This is a genomic window from Robertmurraya dakarensis (assembly GCF_900156875.1).
GTDB classification, from domain to species: domain Bacteria; phylum Bacillota; class Bacilli; order Bacillales; family Cytobacillaceae; genus Robertmurraya; species Robertmurraya dakarensis.
The window spans coordinates 2,872,396-2,894,939 of the sequence record NZ_LT707409.1; the positions used below are offsets into that span (position 1 = coordinate 2,872,396).

The following is a 22,544-nucleotide window of genomic DNA, read 5'->3' on the forward strand; positions in this document are numbered from 1 at the left end:
ACAGAACTTAACAAAACATAATAAAAGTCACAGGATTAATTCAAAATATGTAGTATTTTTTATAAAGTGAGTTTTTAAAGGGAGGTGAAATGTCACGAATCAAACATATACGCCAGATGAACTGGCCAAGTTATTCAAAATCTCAAAACATACCGTTTACGAGTTAATAAAACGAGGCGAACTTCATGCCTTCAAAATCGGGAATAAAATGCGAATCGATCATAGTGAAGTTGACAGATTTAAGAATCTTGATACACCATCAGCCGGTAAAAAAACTCCACATTCCATCGCTGAGCTAACTGGAAATATCCATATTGCCGGGAGCCATGATTTCTTAATTGAACATTTAATTAAATATGTGACAAAACAAGCCGATTTTCTTACTTTACAGCCTACCTATATCGGCAGTCTGGAAGGACTCATGATGTTGTATCGCGGCAATTGTGATGTAGCTTCGGTTCACTTGCTCGATCCATCATCAGGCGAGTATAACCTCCCTTTTATTAAAATGTTCTTTATTCACGAACCGCTGACGGTCATGAGAATCGCGGACAGGGAACAAGGCTTGCTTGTTGCAAAGGGAAATCCCAAGAAGATCATGGGGATTAAGGATTTGTCACGCAAAGACGTAACCATGATTAATCGCCAAAAAGGAGCAGGAACCCGCTTCCTGCTGGATTCACTTCTTGCGAAACATAACCTCCGCCCTTCTGACATTAAGGGTTATGAAAACGAGGAATGGACACATCTGTCGACTGCCTCTTACATAAGTCGCGGCGTCGCTGATTGCGCCCTCGGAATTCAGGCTGCAGCGACACAGCTTAACCTGGATTTCATCCCAATTGCGACCGAACAATTTGACCTCGTCTTTAGATGGACAGACAAAAATCAAACAGCACTGCAGCATTTACTAGATCTTATTCAATTAACCGATTTTAAGGAAAGCGTCGAAAAGCTTGAAGGCTACGACACAACAGAATTCGGAAAAATACTTTTTAACAATAGGCAGGAGGATTAATAGATGAATACAAAGAAGTTTCTTACAACCTTCTACATCGGTTTACTATTACTTTTATTAACAGCATGTGGAAGTGCAAACAATGATACAACAGAAGAAAATCAAACAGAGACTGAAAACAAATCAGAAGAGCAAGCAGAACAATCAGCCGAGGTAAAAGATTTAATTTTATCCACGACAACGAGTACACAGGACAGCGGACTCCTTGACGTGTTAATTCCGATCTTTGAAGAGCAGCATCCCTATAATGTAAAACCGATTGCCGTAGGTACTGGACAAGCATTAGAAATGAGCGTGAATGGTGAGGCAGATGTTCTCCTTACCCACGCACCTGCTTCAGAACAAGTTCTTGTCGATGCTGGAGATGTCATCAACTACAAGCGCGTTATGTACAATGATTTCATTATTGTTGGTCCTTCTTCGGATCCTGCAGGAATAAAAGGGTTGGAAGTAGTAGAAGCATTCCAGAAGGTCTTTGATAGCAGTGCAGCTTTTGCCTCACGCGGTGATGACTCAGGTACACATAAAAAAGAACTTGGGATATGGGAATCCCTAAACATCACACCTTCAGAAAATGAAGCCTATCTTGAAACAGGACAGGGAATGGGAAATACCCTTCAGCTTGCCGCAGAAAAGCAAGCCTATTTATTAACAGACAGAGCAACCTATTTAGCTCAGGCAGATAACTTAGCAGATATGGAAATTGTCGTAGAAGGCGATGAAGCATTGTTAAATATTTATCATGTCATGCAGGTTAACCCAGATAAGTCTGATATCATTAACAGTGCAGGAGCAGAAGCATTTGTTGAATTTATGATTAGCGACGAAATACAAAGCATCATTGAAGAGTTTGGAAAAGAAGAATATGGACAGCCGCTATTCTTTCCGTATAGCGAATAACCTGAAACTACCATCATAGTTATGATTTGCTACAATAATAGTAATGCTTTTAGAAAGTTGGAGTAAAAAATGGACTTATTACTAGAAGGACTACTTCGTGCACTAGAAATGATCGCATCCGGAGATCCGGAAATCCTCGAAATTACCTGGCGGACGCTTCGTGTATCTTTAACAGCGGTCCTAATCAGTACTTTCGTTGGTATTCCGCTTGGGATCCTATTTGGATTAAAAAGATTTCCTGGCAGAAAGATATTGCTTGTCATCATTAATATCTTAATGGGGCTTCCTCCCGTTGTTGCCGGTCTATGGATTACGATTTTACTTTGGCGTTCAGGACCTTTAGGACATCTAGCCCTTCTTTTTACTCCAACAGCCATTGTCATGGCGCAGGTGCTCGTTTCTTTGCCAATCATTATTGGTTTAACGAGCAGTGCTTTTCAACAGATTGATGAAAAGATGATCCTGCAAATTAAATCACTGGGAGCAACGAAGCTGCAATCATTACTGATTCTATTAAATGAAACGCGCGTATCCATTCTAGCAGCAATCATTGCTGGATTTGGCAGAGTGATCGCTGAAGTTGGTGCCGCAATGATGGTTGGCGGTAATATACGAGGGGAAACAAGAATTTTGACGACCTCAATTGTGATGGAGGTTTCAAAAGGAAACTTTGATATTGCATTTGCTTTATCCTTTATTATTATGACGATTACGTTCTTGATCACGTTCTGTTTAACGTTCTTGCAGCAAAGGAGCCGAAAAGTATGAATCCGCTATTAGAGTTAAAGAACGTTGGTTACACAGCACAAGGCAGGGATATCTTAAACATTCCAAATCTATTAATAAAACAAAAAGAAATCATCGGCATTATGGGGCCTAATGGAGCTGGCAAAAGCACTTTATTAAAAGTACTATCCTTACTTGATGCCCCAAGTACCGGCAGCATCTATTTTAAAGAAAAGGAAATTGATGTTCTCCACTTATCGATTGACATGCGCAGAAAGTTTGCGATTGCACTGCAGCAATCACTGCTCCTAAACACAACGGTCTTTCAAAATGTGGCCATCGGTCTAAAACTTCGCAAACTGCCAAAAAAGAGGATAAAGGAAGAAGTACAGCATTGGTTAGAGATGTTTAAAATAGAGCATTTAGCCAAAAAGCATGCCTATTATCTATCTGGCGGCGAAGCGCAGCGTGTGAATCTTGCAAGAGCGATGGCCCTCAAGCCTGAGGTGCTGTTTCTCGATGAACCTTTTTCTGCTTTAGACTTTCCGACAAAAGTCCAGCTTTTGAAAGAATTAAAGGAAATACTTCACAGCACTGAAACAACGACGGTGTTCGTCAGCCATGATCTTTTGGAAATTAAATTTTTGACAGATAGGCTGGCTATTCTCATGAATGGTGAAGTAAGACAGATTGGGAACACATCCGAGGTGATCGAGTTTCCTAATGAAACAACCGCAGGATTTATTGGGGAATGGAATTCATTTATTAAGTGAAACTTCAATACTCCTAACGAAACGATGATCCCTGTAGCGTGCCTTTATTTTGAAAAAATAACAGCACGTGGAAGGGACCATCGTGGAGTGGGTATTCTAAGAACATTAACTAAATAAAAAAGAAAGTAGCATATGGGGCTTCATCCCCTGCATGCTACTTACATATATATATTTAGGAGGTTGGGTTGGATAATGATAATTAGATGAGGCGTACTTACAAACCTTTAATTAAAAGACATCAATTTGAACGAGTAAAGCAAGTAACAATTGAAGCATTAACTGAAGTGATACAGCGATATCAGTATCAGTCATTTGAATATCAACATCACGGCTGTTTTCAATATAGACGCTTTGTCTATTAACTTGTTCAATTCTTGAGAATTGTAACAGGTCTTGAGTTACTTTTTCTGCTTGGTTGCTGTCAGCGATAGTTAAGTTAACAACTAGAGCAATCGCTACTTGCAGTGCAGCTTGCAATGAAACAGCCACTTGAGTTTCTGTTGAAGTTACATTGATATCACAGCTGTCTTTAACAACAATTACTTCTCTTGAACGCTGCTCAATACCGCTAAATTGATCTGCTTCTTGAGATACTTGTGCATCATCATTTGAAAATGGGAATTGACTAGATGGGTCTAGTGCATTCCATCTTCTTCCTCCTCTATCATTGCAGCGTGGGCAAACAGACTCTCTCTCGGATGCGCCACCAACACGGTTACGACTTTCATGACAATTTCCGCTTAACATAATTTACATCTCTCCTTTATTTTTCTTGATTTTTCTTTTTTTGCATCAAATCTCTTAAGGTTGTTCGGGTTCGACCGGCTTGATTATCAGCCGCTTCTGTGTCTTCTGTTTCCTGTTTCGTTTGTTTTACGAAGGAATTCACTTGGTCTTGTAAATCGTTGAAAATTTTCCTAAGCTGTTCCTTTTCCTCATCAGAAAGACTTCTGAGCTTTGAATTGTTATTGTCCTTCGTATTTTTGTTTAATACATCCTTTACATGAAGGCCGACCAATGACCGCGATAACTCAGTTAGTTTGTTGTTTAGATCTCCCAACATCTCACCCCCTTGTGCTCTTACTATTAGATATGTGTTTACGGGGGTTTCGTTGAGGGCTTTTCCCCTATTCTAGTAAAAAAGGGCACATGGCTTAGTAGATTTGCCCTTTTTCTTTTTGAATCATAAAAAATAAGCACCACTGTACTCCATTAAAGGCTCAATTTTTTGCTGCCAGAAACTAACGGCCTATGGATTTCACACCGTGTGTTCAATGGTGATTGCCATTAAATTTTTATAACTGACTGTTTTTCTTCTTAATATTCATAGGCTTGACACATATACATGTATGTAGGGAGGTGTTTCAAAGATGAGGAAGCTTCAGCCTTCTATCCTTGTTTTTTTTAATAGCTGGCTGTTCGGCATTTTATTTATGTTTATCCTGGCTGGAGCAGTTACTACATACTCCGGCTCCCTTATTTCTGGTTCATGGAAAACATGGTCCAATCAGATAAACGCAAGTGATTTCTTAATTTATGTGCTTCAATCCGAGAACCACTATTTTTACCAAAAAGATGATGATGGGGCTGCCGATATGCGTACCATCTCAGATTTCACATTAGGATTAGCCGCTAACGTAAAGCCGACGGATATTCGTACCTTTCTCGGCAGAGAGCTGCCAGGCTTTTCAAGTTTTGATACGGAAATAATTGTCGCTGGGGAAGGGACCGATTACACAACACTGCCGATTGAATCTGCTCCCCCAATGGAAGTACTTTTAACAGAACGTGAGATTGCGAGTGAGAAACTGGAAGAAGAATATAACGATGCTCCCTCTCCCATTAATGGTAAGAAATCTGTTCTGATTTATCACACCCATAGCTGGGAGTCGTTTACCCCGCTTCTGAAGGGGATTACGAAAAATAGTGAAGCTGTCAGTTCTAATGAAAAGGTTAATGTTGTAGCAATTGGGCAAAAGCTAGCAAATAAATTGAATGAACGCGGAATTGGTGCTGTTCATGATAAAACCAATATGACGGAGGAGCTGCATAAGAAGAATTGGAGCTATGCCAATTCCTATACCTTATCACGAGAAATTGTCCAAGAAGCCCTCGCCACGAACGATGACGTTAATTTTCTCATCGATATTCACCGTGATTCACAGCCTAAAAACATAACGACAGCCACGATTAACGGGAAGTCCTATGCGAAGATCTATTTTATCGTCGGAAAAGAGCATAGCAATTATGAAGAAAATGAAAAAGTGGCAACAGAACTTCATCATATGTTGGAAGAAAAATATCCAGGAATCAGCAGAGGAGTATTTGCTAAAGGGAAAAGTGAAGGAAATGGCATTTACAATCAAGACTTATCAGAACGAGCTATTTTGATTGAATTTGGCGGGGTTGAAAATGATCTTCCAGAGCTAAATAACACAATTGATGCATTTGCTGATATTTTTGGCGATTATTATTTAGATGCTGAGCTCGTGAACGGTTAAGATTATAGTTTTTTACGTATTATATAAATTTTTTACACTCAAGGTGAATAATAACAGCAATATCTGGTCATTATAATGGTAAAGTGTAATTCCCCCTTTTTAGGCCTCTGAAAAGAGGTCTTTTTCTTTTTCACACATAATTGTTGGATGGTCGTGTAACACTATCCTTGATCAAAGTGAAAAGGAGAATGACAGGATGACAAAGAAATACAACAAAGGCAGCCGCAATCAAAACTCACCTCAAGCAGGCGGTGCTCTGTCTGGGGATATGAGTGGAGATAATAGTAAAGGCAATAAAAGAAATAAAGATCAACGTGATAAGTCAGATATGTAGCTAAAAAACCTGTTCTCTATTGGAGAACAGGTTTTCTGTGTTATTGAATTCCAGCTTCAATTTCTTTTACCATTTCAGCTACAGATATTAATCCGCCGCCGGATAGGTACCAGTAATCTGGATTTAAGTAGACAATGTTATCGTCTTGGAAAGCTTTCGTAGTTTTCACTAATTCTGTTTCAACGATTGATTTAGCAGAAGATTCACCGCCGACTGCTGCACCTCTATCAATGACGAAGAGGTAGTCAGGGTCCATTTCCACAATATATTCTGGTGAAATATTTTGACCGTGTGTAGAGATTTCGATGCTTTCATCCACAGCTGGAATACCGAATTCATCATGAATAATTCCAAAACGTGAGCCTGGGCCGTAAGCACTTAAGTTTCCTTCATTAGCTAGTATCACTAATGCATTTTTACCAATACCTTCGCCTTTTTCCTTTAGGCCTGCAATTACTTCATCTACAGCTGCTAATTTAGCTTCTACTTCCGCTTCTTTATCGAAGATTTGAGCTAGTGTGACCATATTGCCTTTAAAAGATTCCATATAGTTTTCATAATCTAATGGCATATAAACAGTTGGTCCAATCTCAGCAAACTCTTCATACAATTCCATCTGCCTAGCGGAGATAATAATTAAATCAGGACCAAGTTCAGCGATCGCCTCAAAATCTGGTTCCTTTAAGCTTCCAGCATTCACGTACTCGTCGCCTTCATATTTTTCAAGATATGCAGGTACGGTTGCCTGCGGAACAGCTGCTACTTCTACTCCTAGTTTATCAAGTGAATCAAGGATACCAAAGTCAAATACAACCACTTTTTGTGGATTTTTCGTAACCGCAGTTTCCCCTAATTCATGGGATATCGTAATCTCATCTGTTTGTGCTTCGCCGTTTCCTTCAGCTCCGCCTTCTTGATTTTCACTGCTGTTATCATCAGCACCACCGCACGCGGCAGCAAAGATTGATAGCATGGCAATGATTAAAAATAAAGATAATTTCTTTTTCATGATGGCACACCTCATAGAATTTTTAGTAGATCTAGTTTATGAAAAATATAAGCAGTAACGTTTTTTATTTTCTTCTTTTACCGTAAAGTCCATATCATAGATTTCCTTTAGAACTTCTGGTGTTATGACCTCTTGGGTAATTCCTTCTCGTACCACTTTTCCATCTTTCATGGCTACAATATAGTCTGAATAACATGCTGCAAAGTTAATATCGTGGATTACAATAATCACTGTTTTTCCAAGGTCATCAACCAATTGTCTTAACACTTTCATGATTTGCACAGAATGCTTCATATCTAAGTTGTTAAGCGGCTCATCAAGAAGGATATACTCTGTATCTTGAGCAATTACCATCGCTATATACGCTCTTTGTTTTTGCCCGCCGCTGAGCTGATCAATGAATTTATGCTGCATTTCCGTGAGCTCCATATATTCAATCGCTTCATCGACATATTGCCAATCCTGTTTGGACATTCTGCCTTGAGAATATGGAAATCTTCCAAATGCTACAAGCTCACGAATCGTCAAGCGCAGATTAATATTATTCGCTTGCTTCAAGATAGAGATTTTTTTCGCCAGATCATTGCTTTTTGCCTTGCTGATTTCCTGGTTATCAATTAATACTTCTCCAGTATCCTTCGCAATCAGGCGGCTGACCATTGACAATAAAGTACTTTTCCCTGCACCATTTGGTCCAATAAAGGATGTGATCGTACCTTTTTCAATTTGCACTGAAACATCTTCGACAACACTCTTATTTCCATATCTTTTCGAAACATTATTTACGATTACCATGATTTACTCTCCTTTAATAGAAGATAGATGAAGTATACTCCACCGGCGAAATTAATAATGACACTGATCGTTGTTGAGAACGTAAAAATTCGTTCTACTATTAGCTGACCACCGACAAGGGCAATGATACTGATTAACACAGAACCAATAATTAAATAGCTATGACGATAAGTATTAAGGAACTGTACGGCGATATTCGCAACGAGCAGACCTAAGAATGTAATCGGTCCTACTAAAGCAGTTGCGACAGAAACTAGAACGGCAATGATGATAAGCAGTCTTTTTACTACATAATCATAATCCACTCCTAAGTTAATCGCTTGTTCCTTCCCTAAAGCAAGAACATCTAAGTATTTATATAACCTTGCAAAATAAATGCTGGCTAATATGATAAAAACAATTGAAATGACGAGAAGATCTGTTTTTACATTATTAAAACTTGCAAACATTCTATCTTGAACAATCATAAATTCATTTGGATCAATAAGAACCTGCATAAAGGTTGAAAGACTTTCAAAGAATGTTCCAAAGATGATCCCAATTAAGAGAAGCAAGTAGATATTGTTTTGACCCTCTCTGCTAAAAAGCACTTTATAGAGCAGTCCTGAAAAAAGAACCATTAAAGCCACGGATACTATAAAGTTAAAGTTATCATCCATAACGGTTAGATTCATTGACCCAAACGCAAAGATTAAAAAGGTCTGAACTAGTAAATAGAGCGAATCTAATCCAATGATACTAGGAGTCAAAATTCGGTTATTTGTAATTGTTTGAAAAATAATCGTCGTGAAGGCGATTACAGCACCTGTTAAAACAATTGCTAATATCTTCTTTCCTCTTCTCGGAAGGACATAATCCCAATTGGTTCCGATATCCACGAATACATATAGCGCTACTAAAATTAGAGCTATAACGGCAAGAATACTAAGTTTACTTTTATTACTCATATGCCTTTCTCCTCATGATTAAGTAAAGAAAAATTCCGCTTCCGATGACCCCAACTGTAACTCCAACGGCAATTTCATAAGGATAAATAATGACACGGCCGAGGATATCACAGACGAGAACAAAGATTGCTCCGAGCAATGCTGTATGAGAAAGACTGTTTTTAAGATGATCCCCACGGTACATTGTAACAATATTAGGGATGATCAATCCTAGGAACGGGATCATACCGACCGTGAGAACGACGACTGTAGTAATCAAGGCTACAATCACGAGGCCAATATTGGTCACTCTTTTATGATTAAGCCCTAAATTAACCGCGAAATCTTCGCCCATTCCCGCAATCGTAAATTTATTGGCATAAAAATAGGCAATGATTACGAGTGGAATACTGATGTAAAGCAATTCGTAACGCCCTTGAAGCATCATCGCAAAATTCCCTTGCAGCCATGACGACATGTTCTGAATCAAATCATTTTTGTAAGCAAAGAACGTTGTAATCGACCCGATGATATTCCCAAACATCAACCCTACTAATGGAATGAAAATAGCATCCTTATACTTCACTTTCTCTAAAATTTTCATAAAGAGAAAAGTTCCTAACAACGCAAAGGCAAAGGCTACTAGCATTTTGACTAACGGACTTGCAGATGTAAAGAGCATCAATGATACCAAAATTCCCAAACGGGCCGAGTCCATCGTACCAGCCGTAGTTGGTTCAACAAACTTATTTCGTGTCAGCTGCTGCATAATTAAACCGCATATACTCATCCCCATACCAGCTAGCAGGATCGCCATTAAGCGAGGGAATCGGCTCACCCATAAAATATGTGCTTGTTCTTGAGTTAAATCAAAAAGATCTAAAGGAGTTATTCCTTTTACGCCAATGAACAATGATGTGATGGATAGGATGATTAATGCTAGAACTAAATATCGTCTTTTCATAACTCTTTCCTTACTCTTTCTAATTTTTTCGAGAACAAACTATTCTGCGTAAATGAGAATGATTATCAATAAAAAGTTAAAGTAAAATCCAAGGACTGGATTTCGTTCTTGCTAATATCCAGAAACCTATAAGCAGTGTTGTTTTGTCCCATATGCTGTTTTTCATAGGTTCTATCAATTATGGTTTTGTAATGAGAATAGTTTTCACTTAATCTCAAAAAATATAAACCTTCTACTTATGATGATAACGATTATCATTATCTTGTGTCAATATATTTTAACAATGTTCACATAATATATATAAATTTCTTATTTTTATTATGCAAATAATGCTTTTCCAACTTTAAAAAACATTCACTCCTCATATATCATTTTTCTTGTCATTCCTCCATCAACGACGAGATTAATACCTGTCACAAAATCATTTTCTTCCGTGCTTAAATACAAACAGGCTCTGGCAATATCAGCAGGTTTTCCTACGCGCTTCGAGAGATGTTGAGCATGATCCTCTTCTTTTAACTGAGAATAGTCTCCGGTTTCAATCCAGCCGGGAGATATCGCATTAACGCGGATTTTATCATCGCTTAACGATGCTGCAAGAGCATGAGTCAGCGCAACAATCCCTCCCTTTGTAGCCGCATAAGCTTCAGAATTCGGCTCAGACATGATTGCACGTGTGGAAGCAATATTGACAATGGCACCGCCATTTTGATTTTCACGTATGTATTTAGCTGCCTCTCTCGAACATAGGAAGACACTCCGTAAATTCGTCTGTATGATATCATCCCACTCCTGCAGTGTCAGATCGTAAGGCGATTTGAACATTCCTTTTCCGGCATTATTAATTAGTACGTTTATTTTCCCATAAGCTTCCTTTGTATATTCCATTAATTTAATAATATCTGTCTCTTTTCTAACATCGGTTTTAATAAATGCTGCTTCTCCATGCTGCTCCTGAATGGATTTGACAACACTCATTCCTTTTTCTTCATCTAAATCCGCAACAACGACACTGCCTCCCTTTTCGGCAAAAGCTTTCGCTGCACCTTGTCCAATCCCGTTTGCGGCGCCGGTCACAATAATGACTTTATCATTAAAACTCATACCATCTTCACCATCCTTTTTTTATTATTGTACCTGCTTTTCCTCTAATAAAACAAAATAATCCCCCTCGCCTCTTATTGTTAAAAGCAAAAGGGGGAAACTTCGATGTAGTTAGAAATCATTTTCAGTGTTGAACCATCTTGTTACTTCACTGACAGGCTTTATTTTTCTCGCAGGAGGATTCATATTTGGGTAGCCCATATAAATAAAGCCCAAAACTTCCCCTTTGTCTGACAGTTTAAACAGCTTCCTCATTTCAGGGTGATAGCAAGGTTCTCCTGTTCTCCAAATGGCCCCGAGACCGAGTGCATGTGCTGCTAACAACATATTTTGCACCGCCGCATTGACCGCAGCATATTCCTCTTTTACTATCACTCTCGGGTTATCGCTAGGTTCAACCGCAGCCACGATGACAACGGGAGCGCGAAGTGACTTCTCCTTTGTTTTAGCCAGCTTTTGCTGATTTTCCTCTGTTTCCGGATTATCCATCTTTTGTGCAGCAATTTTGGCAAGAGTTTCTCCTAGCGGTTTTCTCCCATCGCCTGTTAACACAAAAAATCGCCATGGTTGTGTTTTAAAATGATTTGGAGCCCAAGTCCCAGCTTCCAACACTTGGTTAATTAACTCCTCCGGTACCACCTTGTCTAAAACAAGCCCAATGCTCCTTCTTGTTCGTAATGCTTCCAACGCATCCATTTTGGTTCCTCCGATCAACTTTACTAGTTATTTCCTTTTGATATTTTATATGATTTTGGTTATGAAATGGTTCTATTTGCGGAGTTAAGAGCCCATCACTCGGCTTTCTACTAAATATTCTAACAGACATAAAATAACCTACAAAGTAAATAGGCTGCGGGGGTATCCCAGCAGCCTTTCAAACCAGATTATAGCTTTAATTTTTGCAAACGAAGGGCATTCAGAACAACGGATACTGAACTGAAGGCCATTGCTGCACCTGCAAGCCATGGAGCAAGGAAGCCGATGGCGGCAATCGGGATTCCTAATGTGTTGTACCCAAAAGCCCAGAACAGATTTTGTTTGATGTTTTGCATCGTCTTCTTACTCATAAAAATAGCATCTGCAATGCTGTTCAAGTCGCCTCGGATTAAAGTGATATCCGCTGCTTCCATCGCCACATCTGTACCTGTACCAATCGCCATTCCGATATCTGCTACAGCGAGAGCCGGCGCATCATTGATACCATCCCCAACCATCGCTACCTTCTTGCCGGCAGCCTGCAATTTTTTCACTTCTTCCGCTTTTCCTTCAGGCAGAACCTCGGCGATCACTTGGTCTATGCCCGCTTGGGCTGCGATTGCTGCCGCTGTATCATGATTGTCACCAGTAATCATAATCACTTCTAGGTCCATTTCCTTTAATCGTTTAATGGCAGCGACAGAAGTGTCTTTAATTGTATCAGCGACAGCAACAATTCCCGCAAACTTCCCATCAATACCGACTAGCATCGCTGTCTTGCCTTCTTTTTCAAAAGCAGTCATTTTCACTAGAGCTTCTGTAACATCGATTCCTTTTTGGACCATCAGTTTTCTTGTACCAACGAAAACTTCGGTTCCCTCCACTATTGCGCGAATCCCAAAGCCTGTGATTGATTCAAAATCAGTAACATCCTTTAATTCAATACCTTTGTTTGTAACACCTTCCACAATTGCCTGAGCAAGAGGATGTTCTGATTTCTTCTCACTGCTTCCAACATTCGCAAGCAATTGTTCTTCACTAAAACCATCTGCCACGACAACATCGGTTAGTACTGGTTTTCCGTTTGTAACCGTTCCTGTTTTATCGAGGACAACCGTTGTAATACCTTGCGTCGTTTCTAAATGCTCGCCGCCTTTAAACAGAATGCCGTATTCAGCAGCGCGTCCCGATCCTGCCATAATCGACGTTGGCGTTGCAAGTCCCAAAGCACAAGGACAGGCGATGACTAGAACGGCAATCAGTTTTTCCAAAGCCTCAGCAAAGTCTCCTGGTGAAACAAATAAGTACCAGATCAAGAAGGTCACAATAGCAATCCCGACCACAATCGGTACAAAAATGCCCGAAATTTTATCAGCCAAACGTTGGATCGGAGCTTTTGTCCCTTGAGCTTCCTCCACCACTTTAATAATTTGCGCAAGGGCTGTATCCTTCCCAACCTTTGTCGCTTTCACCTTTAAAAAGCCGTTTTTGTTGATCGTAGCCCCAATTACTTCGTCTCCAGCTGTTTTATCAACGGGTACACTTTCACCTGTCAGCATTGATTCATCAATCGCTGATTGACCGTCTGTGATGATACCATCTACCGGTATCTTTTCCCCTGGTTTTACATGAAAAATATCCCCTTCTATTACCTCTTCTAATGGGATTTCTTTTTCAACTCCATCACGTTCGACAATCGCTGTCTTCGCTTGGAGCCCCATCAGCTTTTTGATGGCTTCTGAAGAACGCCCCTTTGCTTTTGCCTCAAAAAGCTTACCAAGAATGATCAGTGTGATTAAGACAGCACTTGTTTCATAATATAGTTCAGGCATATGACCGTGGCTTCCGCCAGCCTGCAGTGTTAAATAAAGACTATAAAAATACGCTGCCGAAGTACCTAGTGCTACCAGTACGTCCATATTCGCACTGCCGTTTTTCAGAGCTTTGTAGGCTCCGACATAGAACTGCTTTCCAATGATAAACTGAACAGGCGTTGCTAAAGCCAGCTGCACCCATGGATTCATCAGAATTTCTGGGACATATAAGAAGGACGTGAACTCAAAATGACCAACCATCGTCCAAAGGAGCGGCAATGAAAAGATCACAGCAAAGATAAATTTTGTTGTCTGCCTTTTAATCTCTGCTTGGCGATGATCGACGGCTTCACCATTTCCATCTTCCTTCACGCTCGCACCATAGCCAAGGTCCTGTACTTTTTTGATTACATCCTGTACAGAAATCTCGGAAGGATTATACTCGACAGAAGCCTTTTCAAGAGCCAGATTCACATTTGCATTTGTTACGCCGCTCAGTTTATTTAAGCCCTTCTCGATCCTCGCTGAACAAGCGGCGCAGGTCATTCCCGTAATTTCAAATTCCGCCTTTTCGGTCACAACATCGTAGCCTAAGTCACGAATCTTGTTTTGAATTTGTTCAATATTTGTTACCCCAGGGTCGTATTTAACCGCAGATTTCTCCAAGGCCAAGTTGACATTTGCCTCCTGGACCCCATCTAACTTTCTTAACCCTTTTTCGATTCTAGTAGCACAAGCTGCACAAGTCATACCGGTTATTTGCATATTGGTTTCTTTACTGCCACTCATATTATCTACCCCTCATACCCACCGTGGGTATAATATATTTTCAAAAGAACGTGCTGTCTTCATCGCAGCACGTTTTTTCTGTTACTCAACGTCATATCCTTGATCGTCGATCGTTTCTTTAATTTTATCAATTGACACAGCATCAGCATTAAAGGCAACTGCCACTGTTCCATCTTCAAGATTTACTTTGACTTCGTTTACTCCATCAAGCTTTCCAACGCTTCCTTCAACTGCCTTCACACAATGACCGCAAGACATTCCTTTTACATTTAACGTAACTTGTTCCATCATAAATTCCTTCTTTCTTAATAGATTTATTTTTTCATTAACTTCTGAATGGTGACTAGCAGCTCATCAATTGCTTCATGGTCGCCTTCTTGAACGCGATCGACAATACAGCTTTTCATATGGGCTTCTAATAAAATTTTAGCGACTCCGTTTAGTGCTGCCGTTGTTGCTGAAATTTGAGTAATCACATCATCACAATAAGTATCTTTTTCAATAAGCCCTTTTATGCCGCGGATTTGACCTTCAATTCGATTGAGTCTCGTCACTAAGTTCTTCTTTGTTTTCTCTGAATGATGGCTCTTTCTTACAGATCCATCACAACAGTTGTCATCACAATGAGGATCTTTGATTGGCGGATCATTCATCTCCATATTTAACAACCTCCTCGAAAATAATGTACCATACCCCTCTACCCTATGTAAAGTACTAAATAAACATTTTTTTGCCCAATTTTTATTTTGTCATATTTCGGACAAAACTTACATGTATCAGCCTGAAGTCTTAGTGGTAATTCCTTCTATAGAACAATGATGGAAGATTCTATGCATGTTACAGTATACATAAAGTGGACCATGAAAGAGGCGAAAATAATGAAAAGAGTCATGATTATTTTTCTTGCTCTTGTCGGCATCTATATTTTATTTCAATCTGCTACAGCTCTTACTGATTTCATTTTTGGAAAAAATGATACAGCCGCTGAAATTACGGATGAAATTAAAACCATTGAATTGGATGTCTCGGGAGTAAATGTCAATATCCTTCCTGAAAGCAGAAAGAACTTAGAAGTCAATCTTGATGGAAAAGGCAATGTACAGATCCATAAGGACAAAGACACGATTGCCATCACATACGAAAAAAACTGGCTGCAGTGGTTTCCGTTTTTCAACCGTGGTGATGTGAAGGTTTTTATACCAGAAGACTATAATCAGGAACTTGATGTGGAAATCGGGTCTGGCAATGTCCATTTAATTGGTAAGTCTTCCTCACAGCCTTATGAATTAGACAAACTTGCCATTGACATGAGTTCTGGGAAAGCCGCTTTAAAAAATCTATCTGTTAAAGAGTTTGAACATGATGGATCTTCTGGACATCTATCAATAAATTCTCTCACTGCAGATAAGAGCGATATTGATATCAGTTCTGGAAGCATCTTCATAGGAGAGTATACAGGTGCATTAAAAGCGGATCTATCCTCTGGAAAACTAGAAGTAAAAATGAAGGAGCTGGCAGATTCTGTTCAGGTCGATGTTAGTTCCGGCAGCGTCTTTCTAGATCTGCCTGATGATGCCGATTTTACCCTTAATGGTGAAAGCACCTCAGGGAATATATCCTGTGAATTCCCTTTAGAAATCATCAAACAAGATCAACGCACTCTTGAAGGAAGTCACGGGAAAGGCACACACCCTATTGAGATCGAGGTATCTAGCGGAAATGTAAGAGTCTATTAGAAAGGATCAACCTGGGCAGAGCTCCAGGTTCTTTTTAAAAGTGCGAAAATGCAGTAATTTCCCTGTGTATGAAAAATAAACGGAAAAATTCCTCTTAAATTGGGAAATACACATATTTCCCTAAAAATAGAGGGAGTTTTTCCGTTTATGTGATCCAAATCTCTGGATTTTGTTTTATTTAGAGAAATTAAAGGGAATTTCTCCCCCTATATCTGCTCTTTAGCTCCCTCTCTATACATTAGGGGGAAACTCTCCCCCTATCCCGGATTCTTTGTTATCCTTCTTCAACAATATGTGATCCATTTTCCCCTTTCACAAAAACAAATGTATACAGCAGAAGAAGTAAAACTAAAATCAAAATCGAGAAGCCATAGATGAAGTGATAGCCCGTATAAGAAGCTAGCAGTCCTAATCCTGTCGACCCGATCGCTACCCCAAGGTCCATTCCGGAAAAGAACATGGCATTGGCTGTCCCCTGCTTATCTCTTCTCACTGCGCTGACGGCAATGGCCTGCAGTGTCGGGGTAAGGACACCGTATGCAATTCCATAGAAGAATGCGGCAATAAGCAAGGTTGCGGTGTTATTCGTTATAGCTAACAGGAAAAGACCAATGATCCCGCTGGCCGCCGCTGGGTAGATAATTACTTTATGACCATAATTATCAAAGATTCTTCCTGAAAAAGGACGTACAGCTGCCATGACGATCGAGACAATTAAAAAGAAGAATGCGACAGATCCTTCAATATGCGCTTCCTTTCCCAGCTCATTTAAAAAGCTGATCACGCCTCCTAGTGAAACGGTAAAGAAGACGGTCAGCAAGCAGGGTAGAAAGGCCTTTTTATCAAAAGCATACTCCTTGAAGGTAACCTTGTCTTTCTTCTCTTTCTTTTGTTCTACTTTCTTAGGTGCTTTTGTAAAAAAGCTAATGATTAGTGTCGCGATAGTAAGCAGCACAGAAACAATGATTAATAGATTGTAAGAATATAGCTGAAGCAAGGACAAGGCGATCATCGGAGCCAAGCTTGTTCCAATGCTTGTTGCCAGTCCATAATAGCCAATTCCCTCTCCCAGCCTGTTTGCTGGAATAATATTGGTTGCCATCGTTGAAAGAATCGTAGATAAAATCCCAAAACCAATCCCATGTAAAGCTCGTAAAAATAGTAATAAAGGAACAGAATCTTGCCCATAGCTGAACCCGATGGTAACAGCAACAAATACCAAGCCGGCCAAACTCATCACTTTCATATTCATTTTATGAATGAGATAGCCAATTAACGGCCGCGTCACAATCGCTGCAAGCATGAACACCGTTGTCATTAACCCGCCCTGTGCGGGATTATTTTTCACATCCGTTATATAAGCTGGAAATCCTGCGGTTAAAAGCTGGACACATACAAAAAATAAAAAAGCCATCAACACAATGGCTACGTACCTACCTGTCCATAATTTAGTTGATTTACTCAAATTAATTCCTTCTTTCTGTCTGATGGTCTAAAAGATGTTGTATCGAGTCTTCCAAAGATACTAATACTTCCTGGAAAATGGTTAATTTTTCATCTGGTATTCCTTCGATGATAATTCCATAAATGTTTTCAAGGAAAGGAATCAATTCTTCCGAAAGGGAACTTCCTTTTTCGGTGATTTTAATAAAAAAAGATCGCCGGTCGTTTGGGTTGGGTATTCTTTCAACAAACCCATTTTTCACAAGAAGGTCTAGTATTTTCGTTAATGTCGCTTGATCTTTATCTGATCGCTCCGATAATTGCTTCTGGGTAATATGATCGCATTCATATAAGGTGCGGAGGACGCTCCATTGTTCAGTAGTAATACAGTAAGGCTTGAGATGATGATTAATAATCCTCGTAACTTTCTTACTGAGCCGTACTGTTGCAGCTCCAATCGATTTATCTAATGTTATTTTCATTGTGAAGCCCTCCCTTATCCGACTTACATATTATATCTCTAAATATTATTTGTGTAAATATAATTTGTATACAAACTACTTTATCACACATAAAAACGGAGCATGCCTATAAAGCAAACTCCGTTTTTTTATAAAATAGCTTATTTTACTTCACCTGTTGCCGGATCAAACGTTTTCGGGTCTGTGATTGGCACAATTTTACCATCTTGAGCTTGTGTCATAAACATCGTAGTCAAGCCATAATGGTTATCCTCTGAGAACGTCACACCTGCATAAATCGAACCTTGCCAATTATCAAATGTATTGAATGAGGATAAGAAGTTATCCCATGTCAAATCGTCACCTGTTTGCTTTAGTGCCTCTACAAAAACTTGAGCGGCTGCCCAGCCAACTTGAGAAAACCCAGCTGTTGGATCATTTGGGTAATCCTTGCTGAAACGCTCAACAAATAACTGCATTTCTTCATCATCTGGAACGATTTCAGGCATCGGGAATGTTGCACCAGTATAAGTGCCCTCCCAAACATCTTCACCAGCTAAATTAAAGAGATTATTATCATTTGCTCCTACAGATGAGACGATATAGGCAGCGTCTTTAAATCCGATTTTGTGCATTGCTTTTTTCAAGTTTGCTGCTGGATTAGGTGTTGAGAAGTTTAAAATGGCATCTGGATTAGCTTGCTGAAGCTTCTGTGCTTGGGAACTGAATTCTGTATCTGTCGCTATGAACGTTACTTCTTCGACAATTTCAACATCTGGATAATTGGCGATTGCTTCTTTTACTCCTTCATAGCCTTCTTTCCCGTAATCATCATTTTGATAAGCCAAAGCGATTTTTTTAGCACCAAGTTCATTGACAGCATAATCTAAGAAAATTTTTGCTTCAACGCGGTAGTTCATGATACTTGAACCAAAGTAATTGTTGATTGGCGGATTTACAAATTCTTTCGCTCCAGTACTAACTAGAATCATCGGAATGCCTTTATCGACATAGTAGTCCTTTGCCGCGGTGTTACATGGTGTACATACATTCCCCAGCATCGCAAATACTTTGTCTTCTTCTACTAATCTCTTTGCCACCTGAACGGTTTTTGCAGGCTGATATTGGTCATCATAGGCAACAAGCTTTAATTGTCGTCCATTGACCCCTCCATTTTCATTTACGTATTTAAAGTGTGAGTCGATTCCTTTTCTGATTAAATCATAGATGGCTACTGGTCCTGTTTGCGGGCCCAGGTGTCCAATTAAGATTTCATCATCTGATACACCTTGTGCGAGCTCTGTGCTGCTTTCATTGCTTCCTTCATTATTTCCCTCAGATGAAGAACTTTGTTCTCCCCCCCCGCTGCATGCCGCTAATACTAGCGCCATGATGCATGTGATAATGAAACCCAGGTAAAGTTTTTTAACCTTCATTCTAGCTCCCCCTTTATTTATTTAAGGTTTTGCGTAAGCCTTTTGTGTAGCTGCAGCTGCCTCGTAAGGGATCCCTGACGGCACAGCCAACAAAAAAAGCTTCAACATAACCATTGCTAAAATAAATCATGTTTCTTTCTCACATAAGACTTTTAAGTTTTCGCTTCATCAATTTACCTGTCGGTGTTTTGGGAATTTCATCGATAAACTCTACCTTTTGAATTTGTTTATATTTTGCTAACTTTTCTAAACAAAATCTTTTAATCTCTTCTTCTGTAAGGGTCATGCCCTTTTTTACCACGATGAAAGCTTTCGGAACTTCACCAAGGCGTTCGTCATGCTCGCCAATAACCGCTGCTTCAAGAACAGCCGGGTGGGTATACAGCAGATTTTCAACTTCTACAGGATAGACATTATAGCCGCCCACAATAATCAAGTCCTTCTTGCGGTCTAGCAGATACAAATAACCATCTTCATCGATTTTTCCAATATCTCCGGTATGCAGCCAGCCGTCGACAACCGTCTTTTCCGTTTGTTCCGGATTATTCCAGTATCCCTTCATCACACAGTGTCCGCGCACGACAATTTCTCCCGGTTGATTGGCAGGTAAAAGATGATTGTCATCATTCACAATTCCCACCTCTAGATGTGGGAGAGGGTATCCAACGCTATCAAACTTGCGCTTCCGATTTAGCATATCCACAGTGATAACCGGTGAGCTTTCTGTCTGCCCGTAAGCTTGTAACGTCGTCGTCTTATAGCGGGATTCGAAGTTTCTTCGCACCTCAAGCGGCATATGACCTCCGCTTGTAATGCAGATTTCCAGTGAAGATAAGTCGTACTCAGGTACTTCTGGCATATTGAGAAACATATAGTACATCGCGGGAACTCCGATAAAGAAATTAATTCTTTCTTGATTGATTTTCTCAGCAACGCCCGTCGTACTAAACTTTTCAAACAGATAAAATTTGCCGCCCTTCATAAAAATCAAAATGAGACCGGCCATTAAAACGAGTAAATGCGATAGCGGTGTAACAATCGCACCATAATGATGTTGTGTAAGGCCAATGCTATCAGCATAAAATTCTGCATTCGTATTCAAATTATAATGAGACAGTTCAACACCCTTAGGGTTGCCAGTCGTTCCTGATGTATATAAAATACAGGCACCGTGATCAGGAGAAAGGTCTAGAGCTGGCAAATTACCAGCGGTACTTTCTAGCAGCGATGTTAAAGCTGTGAACGGTTTTTCAACACGATGATCGCTATCAGTGATTAAGATATTCTCCAAGACCCCCATCTTGGAAGCGTTACCATTTAACAGCGGCATTTTTTCTTTTGTTGTAAAAAGAACCTTTGCTCCTGAATGATTTAGAATATATTGAGATTCTGCTTCTTTAAATAGATAATTAATAGGCACAGCCAATGCTCCTATTTTTAAAATACCGTAGAAACTATAAATAAATTCCATCCCATTGGGAAGCCAAATCGCCACTCTGTCGCCTTTTTTCACACCATGTGAAAGCAATACATGTGCAAATTGATCGACTTTTTGATTTACTTGTTGATATGTATACTCTTTCTCTTTGAAAATTACTGCTGTTTTGTTCTCATTAATATATGCATGCCTCTCAAGAGCATGAGCAATGTTCATCCAAACACCTCCTGGGAAATTGTCTATTCTTATTAAAGCACAGAATACTCTAAATAGTAAATATCTTCTGATAATTTATTTTTCAAAAAAAATTTACTTTTTTATTCTTCTCTGTTAGGAATCAATTTACTATTGCTCTCTTAATCTCTTTATATTAAAATATGTTCTTTGGCACAGTCCACGTGGTTCGTAACCATCCCACGATAAAAAACTAAGGAGAGGTACCTATGAATATTAAAACACTTGTAACGAATGCGATTTTAGCAGCTCTGTATATTGCTGTTTCAGCATTGGTTCAGCCTTTTGGGTTTTCGCAAATACAATTTCGTGTTTCAGAAATGTTTAATCATCTCGTCGTTTTCAACAAAAATTATGCATATGGAATCGTCGTCGGTGTTTTTATCACGAATTTGCTCTTTTCCCCAATGGTTGCTTATGACTTAATCTTTGGAGTGGGTCATTCGATACTTTCTTTAACGATTACGATCATTCTCTGCCGTTACGTCAAGAACATTTGGCTTCGAATGACGATCAATACGGTTGTGTTTACATTTATGATGTGGCTGATCGCACTTGAACTAAATCTTGCACTTGGTTTCCCGTTTATGTTCACATGGCTGACTACAGCAGTCGGTGAATTCGTCGTATTGGCAGTGGGTATCCCAGTTATGATCGCGCTGAACAAGCGCATAAGATTTGATCAGTTAATGAGTAAATAGAGTTTCGTAAGGCCCAGAACTTGAATTGGGCCTTTTTTTATTTTTCAAAAATAAGCCGTTGTCTATACACAATGCTAACAGCCGCCACACTTGGAAAACAGCTGCCTTCTCTTCCGTATTATTCCCATGTATGAAAACCTTTATCGGACGAAAAATATATACGTATTTTGATTTTTCATCAAAGGGGGTACACGAAAATTGAAAATTTATGTGCTGCATTCGAGCATGTTTGGCCATACGGAAGTGTTAGGCGGTGCCATCGCTGATGGTACAAAGCAGGTCAACGGCGCTGAGGTCATTTATAAATCGGTAGATGATGTAGATCCTGAAGAACTGAAAGAAGCGGCGGGGATTATTTGGGGATCTGGGGGAATCTTTGGTGAACCAAATCCTAAAATGTCAACTTTCTTAGCAAAACTTGGAGGTCTTTGGGCAACTGGAGCACTGCAAGGGAAGGTAGGCGGTGTGTTCGCGACGACTACTACTCAGCATGGCGGCGTGGAAAATGTTTGCCGTGCGCTGCAAACGCCTATGTTCCACCATGGGATGGTCGTCGTATCCAATACAGGTCCAATCACACCTGACCGTGCACAATACGGAAACCCTTATGGTGCGACAGCTTCCATTCCTACGGAGGAATCGAAGGAAGCACCAATGAACAAACCGAATGACGCTGAAATGCAGCTTGCCAGAGATTATGGTAAATTAATCGCCGAAACGGCCATGAAGATGCATGGATAGGTTTT

At 39.8% G+C, this 22,544-nt stretch carries 24 protein-coding genes, 1 pseudogene and 1 riboswitch; of the genes and pseudogenes, 10 read left to right on the forward strand and 15 right to left on the reverse strand.

The features are described 5' to 3' along the window. Window positions 1-115: 115 nt before the first annotated feature. From CZ487_RS27785 to CZ487_RS22835, 5 genes and pseudogenes are all read left to right on the forward strand, one after another. Window positions 116-232, forward strand: a pseudogene (locus tag CZ487_RS27785) (helix-turn-helix domain-containing protein); the annotation flags it as partial. Continuing rightward, a complete protein-coding gene (locus tag CZ487_RS22820) occupies window positions 209-1,018 on the forward strand; it encodes a substrate-binding domain-containing protein (RefSeq protein WP_272914228.1) in 810 nt (269 codons plus the stop codon). The pseudogene CZ487_RS27785 and the gene CZ487_RS22820, both read left to right, overlap by 24 nt. Before the next feature lie 3 nt (window positions 1,019-1,021). Then, entirely contained in the window at window positions 1,022-1,918 is an 897-nt protein-coding gene (locus tag CZ487_RS22825) for an ABC transporter substrate-binding protein (RefSeq protein WP_077214682.1), read from the forward strand. Window positions 1,919-1,987: 69 nt separating this feature from the next. After that, window positions 1,988-2,686, forward strand: a complete 699-nt coding sequence (locus CZ487_RS22830; RefSeq protein ID WP_077214683.1) for an ABC transporter permease — start codon at window positions 1,988-1,990, stop codon at window positions 2,684-2,686. Next, a complete protein-coding gene (locus CZ487_RS22835; RefSeq protein WP_077214684.1) occupies window positions 2,683-3,417 on the forward strand; it encodes an ABC transporter ATP-binding protein in 735 nt (244 codons plus the stop codon). The genes CZ487_RS22830 and CZ487_RS22835 overlap by 4 nt, the downstream gene beginning before the upstream one ends. Window positions 3,418-3,645: 228 nt before the next feature. Here the strand turns inward: CZ487_RS22835 and CZ487_RS22840 are convergent, their stop codons facing one another. Then, window positions 3,646-4,164 (reverse strand): spore coat protein, encoded by a 519-nt coding sequence (locus tag CZ487_RS22840; protein ID WP_084783353.1) that lies wholly within the window; start codon window positions 4,162-4,164, stop codon window positions 3,646-3,648. 16 nt (window positions 4,165-4,180) lie between these two features. Beyond that, on the reverse strand, window positions 4,181-4,480 hold the full coding sequence (locus CZ487_RS22845; RefSeq protein ID WP_139339602.1) for a hypothetical protein: 300 nt from the start codon (window positions 4,478-4,480) through the stop codon (window positions 4,181-4,183). 307 nt (window positions 4,481-4,787) lie between these two features. On the opposite strand from CZ487_RS22845, the gene spoIIP reads away from it, so the two are divergent. Both spoIIP and CZ487_RS27330 read left to right on the forward strand, forming a co-directional pair. After that, entirely contained in the window at window positions 4,788-5,918 is a 1,131-nt protein-coding gene (spoIIP, locus tag CZ487_RS22850) for a stage II sporulation protein P (RefSeq protein WP_077214686.1), read from the forward strand. Between the two features lie 196 nt (window positions 5,919-6,114). Further along, the gene (locus tag CZ487_RS27330; protein ID WP_202617867.1) at window positions 6,115-6,252 is read left to right on the forward strand and encodes a hypothetical protein; all 138 of its coding nucleotides are present in this window, start codon (window positions 6,115-6,117) and stop codon (window positions 6,250-6,252) included. Between the two features lie 40 nt (window positions 6,253-6,292). Here the strand turns inward: CZ487_RS27330 and CZ487_RS22855 are convergent, their stop codons facing one another. The 9 genes from CZ487_RS22855 to CZ487_RS22895 all read right to left on the reverse strand — a co-directional run bounded on the left by CZ487_RS22855 (window position 6,293) and on the right by CZ487_RS22895 (window position 15,008). Further along, on the reverse strand, window positions 6,293-7,261 hold the full coding sequence (locus CZ487_RS22855) for a siderophore ABC transporter substrate-binding protein (RefSeq protein WP_077214687.1): 969 nt from the start codon (window positions 7,259-7,261) through the stop codon (window positions 6,293-6,295). Window positions 7,262-7,297: 36 nt separating this feature from the next. Next, entirely contained in the window at window positions 7,298-8,056 is a 759-nt protein-coding gene (locus CZ487_RS22860; RefSeq protein ID WP_077214688.1) for an iron ABC transporter ATP-binding protein, read from the reverse strand. Further along, window positions 8,050-9,003 carry an iron chelate uptake ABC transporter family permease subunit gene (locus CZ487_RS22865; protein WP_077214689.1) on the reverse strand — a complete coding sequence of 318 codons (954 nt, stop codon included), beginning with the start codon at window positions 9,001-9,003 and terminating at the stop codon, window positions 8,050-8,052. The genes CZ487_RS22860 and CZ487_RS22865 overlap by 7 nt, the downstream gene beginning before the upstream one ends. Then, a complete protein-coding gene (locus CZ487_RS22870) occupies window positions 8,996-9,946 on the reverse strand; it encodes an ABC transporter permease (RefSeq protein WP_077214690.1) in 951 nt (316 codons plus the stop codon). The genes CZ487_RS22865 and CZ487_RS22870 overlap by 8 nt, the downstream gene beginning before the upstream one ends. A gap of 354 nt (window positions 9,947-10,300) precedes the next feature. After that, complete coding sequence (locus tag CZ487_RS22875) at window positions 10,301-11,050, reverse strand: glucose 1-dehydrogenase (protein WP_077214691.1); 750 nt, start codon at window positions 11,048-11,050, stop codon at window positions 10,301-10,303. A gap of 111 nt (window positions 11,051-11,161) precedes the next feature. Continuing rightward, a complete protein-coding gene (locus CZ487_RS22880; protein WP_077214692.1) occupies window positions 11,162-11,746 on the reverse strand; it encodes a nitroreductase family protein in 585 nt (194 codons plus the stop codon). 188 nt (window positions 11,747-11,934) lie between these two features. Continuing rightward, entirely contained in the window at window positions 11,935-14,349 is a 2,415-nt protein-coding gene (locus CZ487_RS22885) for a heavy metal translocating P-type ATPase (protein WP_077214693.1), read from the reverse strand. A gap of 81 nt (window positions 14,350-14,430) precedes the next feature. Beyond that, window positions 14,431-14,637 (reverse strand): copper chaperone CopZ, encoded by a 207-nt coding sequence (copZ, locus tag CZ487_RS22890; protein ID WP_077214694.1) that lies wholly within the window; start codon window positions 14,635-14,637, stop codon window positions 14,431-14,433. Between the two features lie 26 nt (window positions 14,638-14,663). Beyond that, window positions 14,664-15,008, reverse strand: a complete 345-nt coding sequence (locus CZ487_RS22895; RefSeq protein ID WP_077214695.1) for a metal-sensitive transcriptional regulator — start codon at window positions 15,006-15,008, stop codon at window positions 14,664-14,666. Between the two features lie 219 nt (window positions 15,009-15,227). Here CZ487_RS22895 and liaG point away from each other — a divergent pair, with 219 nt between their 5' ends. Further along, window positions 15,228-16,085, forward strand: a complete 858-nt coding sequence (liaG, locus tag CZ487_RS22900) for a LiaG family protein (protein WP_077214696.1) — start codon at window positions 15,228-15,230, stop codon at window positions 16,083-16,085. A 274-nt stretch (window positions 16,086-16,359) separates the two neighbouring features. Here liaG and CZ487_RS22905 read toward each other — a convergent pair whose 3' ends face one another. The 4 genes from CZ487_RS22905 to CZ487_RS22920 all read right to left on the reverse strand — a co-directional run bounded on the left by CZ487_RS22905 (window position 16,360) and on the right by CZ487_RS22920 (window position 21,079). After that, the gene (locus tag CZ487_RS22905) at window positions 16,360-17,550 is read right to left on the reverse strand and encodes an MFS transporter (protein WP_084783355.1); all 1,191 of its coding nucleotides are present in this window, start codon (window positions 17,548-17,550) and stop codon (window positions 16,360-16,362) included. A 1-nt stretch (window position 17,551) separates the two neighbouring features. Then, a complete protein-coding gene (locus tag CZ487_RS22910; RefSeq protein WP_077214697.1) occupies window positions 17,552-18,010 on the reverse strand; it encodes a MarR family winged helix-turn-helix transcriptional regulator in 459 nt (152 codons plus the stop codon). A gap of 140 nt (window positions 18,011-18,150) precedes the next feature. After that, a complete protein-coding gene (locus CZ487_RS22915) occupies window positions 18,151-19,425 on the reverse strand; it encodes an ABC transporter substrate-binding protein (RefSeq protein WP_077214698.1) in 1,275 nt (424 codons plus the stop codon). A gap of 139 nt (window positions 19,426-19,564) precedes the next feature. After that, entirely contained in the window at window positions 19,565-21,079 is a 1,515-nt protein-coding gene (locus CZ487_RS22920; protein ID WP_077214699.1) for a class I adenylate-forming enzyme family protein, read from the reverse strand. A gap of 176 nt (window positions 21,080-21,255) precedes the next feature. Then, a riboswitch (PreQ1 riboswitch) is annotated at window positions 21,256-21,300 on the forward strand. Between the two features lie 6 nt (window positions 21,301-21,306). On the opposite strand from CZ487_RS22920, the gene CZ487_RS22925 reads away from it, so the two are divergent. Together CZ487_RS22925 and CZ487_RS22930 are read left to right on the forward strand one after the other, a co-directional pair. Next, window positions 21,307-21,798: a QueT transporter family protein gene (locus CZ487_RS22925; RefSeq protein ID WP_077214700.1), complete on the forward strand. Its 492-nt coding sequence runs from the start codon at window positions 21,307-21,309 to the stop codon at window positions 21,796-21,798. Between the two features lie 198 nt (window positions 21,799-21,996). Next, window positions 21,997-22,539: an NAD(P)H-dependent oxidoreductase gene (locus CZ487_RS22930; protein ID WP_077214701.1), complete on the forward strand. Its 543-nt coding sequence runs from the start codon at window positions 21,997-21,999 to the stop codon at window positions 22,537-22,539. Window positions 22,540-22,544 lie beyond the last annotated feature (5 nt).

Bases quoted from the DNA above. Each gene is read 5' to 3' on its own strand.
- CZ487_RS27330 (WP_202617867.1), top strand. From the start codon at position 6,115: ATGACAAAGAAATACAACAAAGGCAGCCGCAATCAAAACTCACCTCAA.
- CZ487_RS22895 (WP_077214695.1), bottom strand. From the start codon at position 15,008: ATGGAGATGAATGATCCGCCAATCAAAGATCCTCATTGTGATGACAAC.
- CZ487_RS22925 (WP_077214700.1), top strand. From the start codon at position 21,307: ATGAATATTAAAACACTTGTAACGAATGCGATTTTAGCAGCTCTGTAT.
- CZ487_RS22910 (WP_077214697.1), bottom strand. From the start codon at position 18,010: ATGAAAATAACATTAGATAAATCGATTGGAGCTGCAACAGTACGGCTC.
- spoIIP (WP_077214686.1), top strand. From the start codon at position 4,788: ATGAGGAAGCTTCAGCCTTCTATCCTTGTTTTTTTTAATAGCTGGCTG.
- CZ487_RS22830 (WP_077214683.1), top strand. From the start codon at position 1,988: ATGGACTTATTACTAGAAGGACTACTTCGTGCACTAGAAATGATCGCA.
- CZ487_RS22885 (WP_077214693.1), bottom strand. From the start codon at position 14,349: ATGAGTGGCAGTAAAGAAACCAATATGCAAATAACCGGTATGACTTGT.
- CZ487_RS22845 (WP_139339602.1), bottom strand. From the start codon at position 4,480: ATGTTGGGAGATCTAAACAACAAACTAACTGAGTTATCGCGGTCATTG.
- liaG (WP_077214696.1), top strand. From the start codon at position 15,228: ATGAAAAGAGTCATGATTATTTTTCTTGCTCTTGTCGGCATCTATATT.
- CZ487_RS22860 (WP_077214688.1), bottom strand. From the start codon at position 8,056: ATGGTAATCGTAAATAATGTTTCGAAAAGATATGGAAATAAGAGTGTT.
- CZ487_RS22835 (WP_077214684.1), top strand. From the start codon at position 2,683: ATGAATCCGCTATTAGAGTTAAAGAACGTTGGTTACACAGCACAAGGC.
- CZ487_RS22825 (WP_077214682.1), top strand. From the start codon at position 1,022: ATGAATACAAAGAAGTTTCTTACAACCTTCTACATCGGTTTACTATTA.
- CZ487_RS22820 (WP_272914228.1), top strand. From the start codon at position 209: ATGCGAATCGATCATAGTGAAGTTGACAGATTTAAGAATCTTGATACA.
- CZ487_RS22865 (WP_077214689.1), bottom strand. From the start codon at position 9,003: ATGAGTAATAAAAGTAAACTTAGTATTCTTGCCGTTATAGCTCTAATT.
- copZ (WP_077214694.1), bottom strand. From the start codon at position 14,637: ATGGAACAAGTTACGTTAAATGTAAAAGGAATGTCTTGCGGTCATTGT.
- CZ487_RS22840 (WP_084783353.1), bottom strand. From the start codon at position 4,164: ATGTTAAGCGGAAATTGTCATGAAAGTCGTAACCGTGTTGGTGGCGCA.
- CZ487_RS22855 (WP_077214687.1), bottom strand. From the start codon at position 7,261: ATGAAAAAGAAATTATCTTTATTTTTAATCATTGCCATGCTATCAATC.
- CZ487_RS22915 (WP_077214698.1), bottom strand. From the start codon at position 19,425: ATGAAGGTTAAAAAACTTTACCTGGGTTTCATTATCACATGCATCATG.
- CZ487_RS22870 (WP_077214690.1), bottom strand. From the start codon at position 9,946: ATGAAAAGACGATATTTAGTTCTAGCATTAATCATCCTATCCATCACA.
- CZ487_RS22920 (WP_077214699.1), bottom strand. From the start codon at position 21,079: ATGAACATTGCTCATGCTCTTGAGAGGCATGCATATATTAATGAGAAC.
- CZ487_RS22875 (WP_077214691.1), bottom strand. From the start codon at position 11,050: ATGAGTTTTAATGATAAAGTCATTATTGTGACCGGCGCCGCAAACGGG.
- CZ487_RS22880 (WP_077214692.1), bottom strand. From the start codon at position 11,746: ATGGATGCGTTGGAAGCATTACGAACAAGAAGGAGCATTGGGCTTGTT.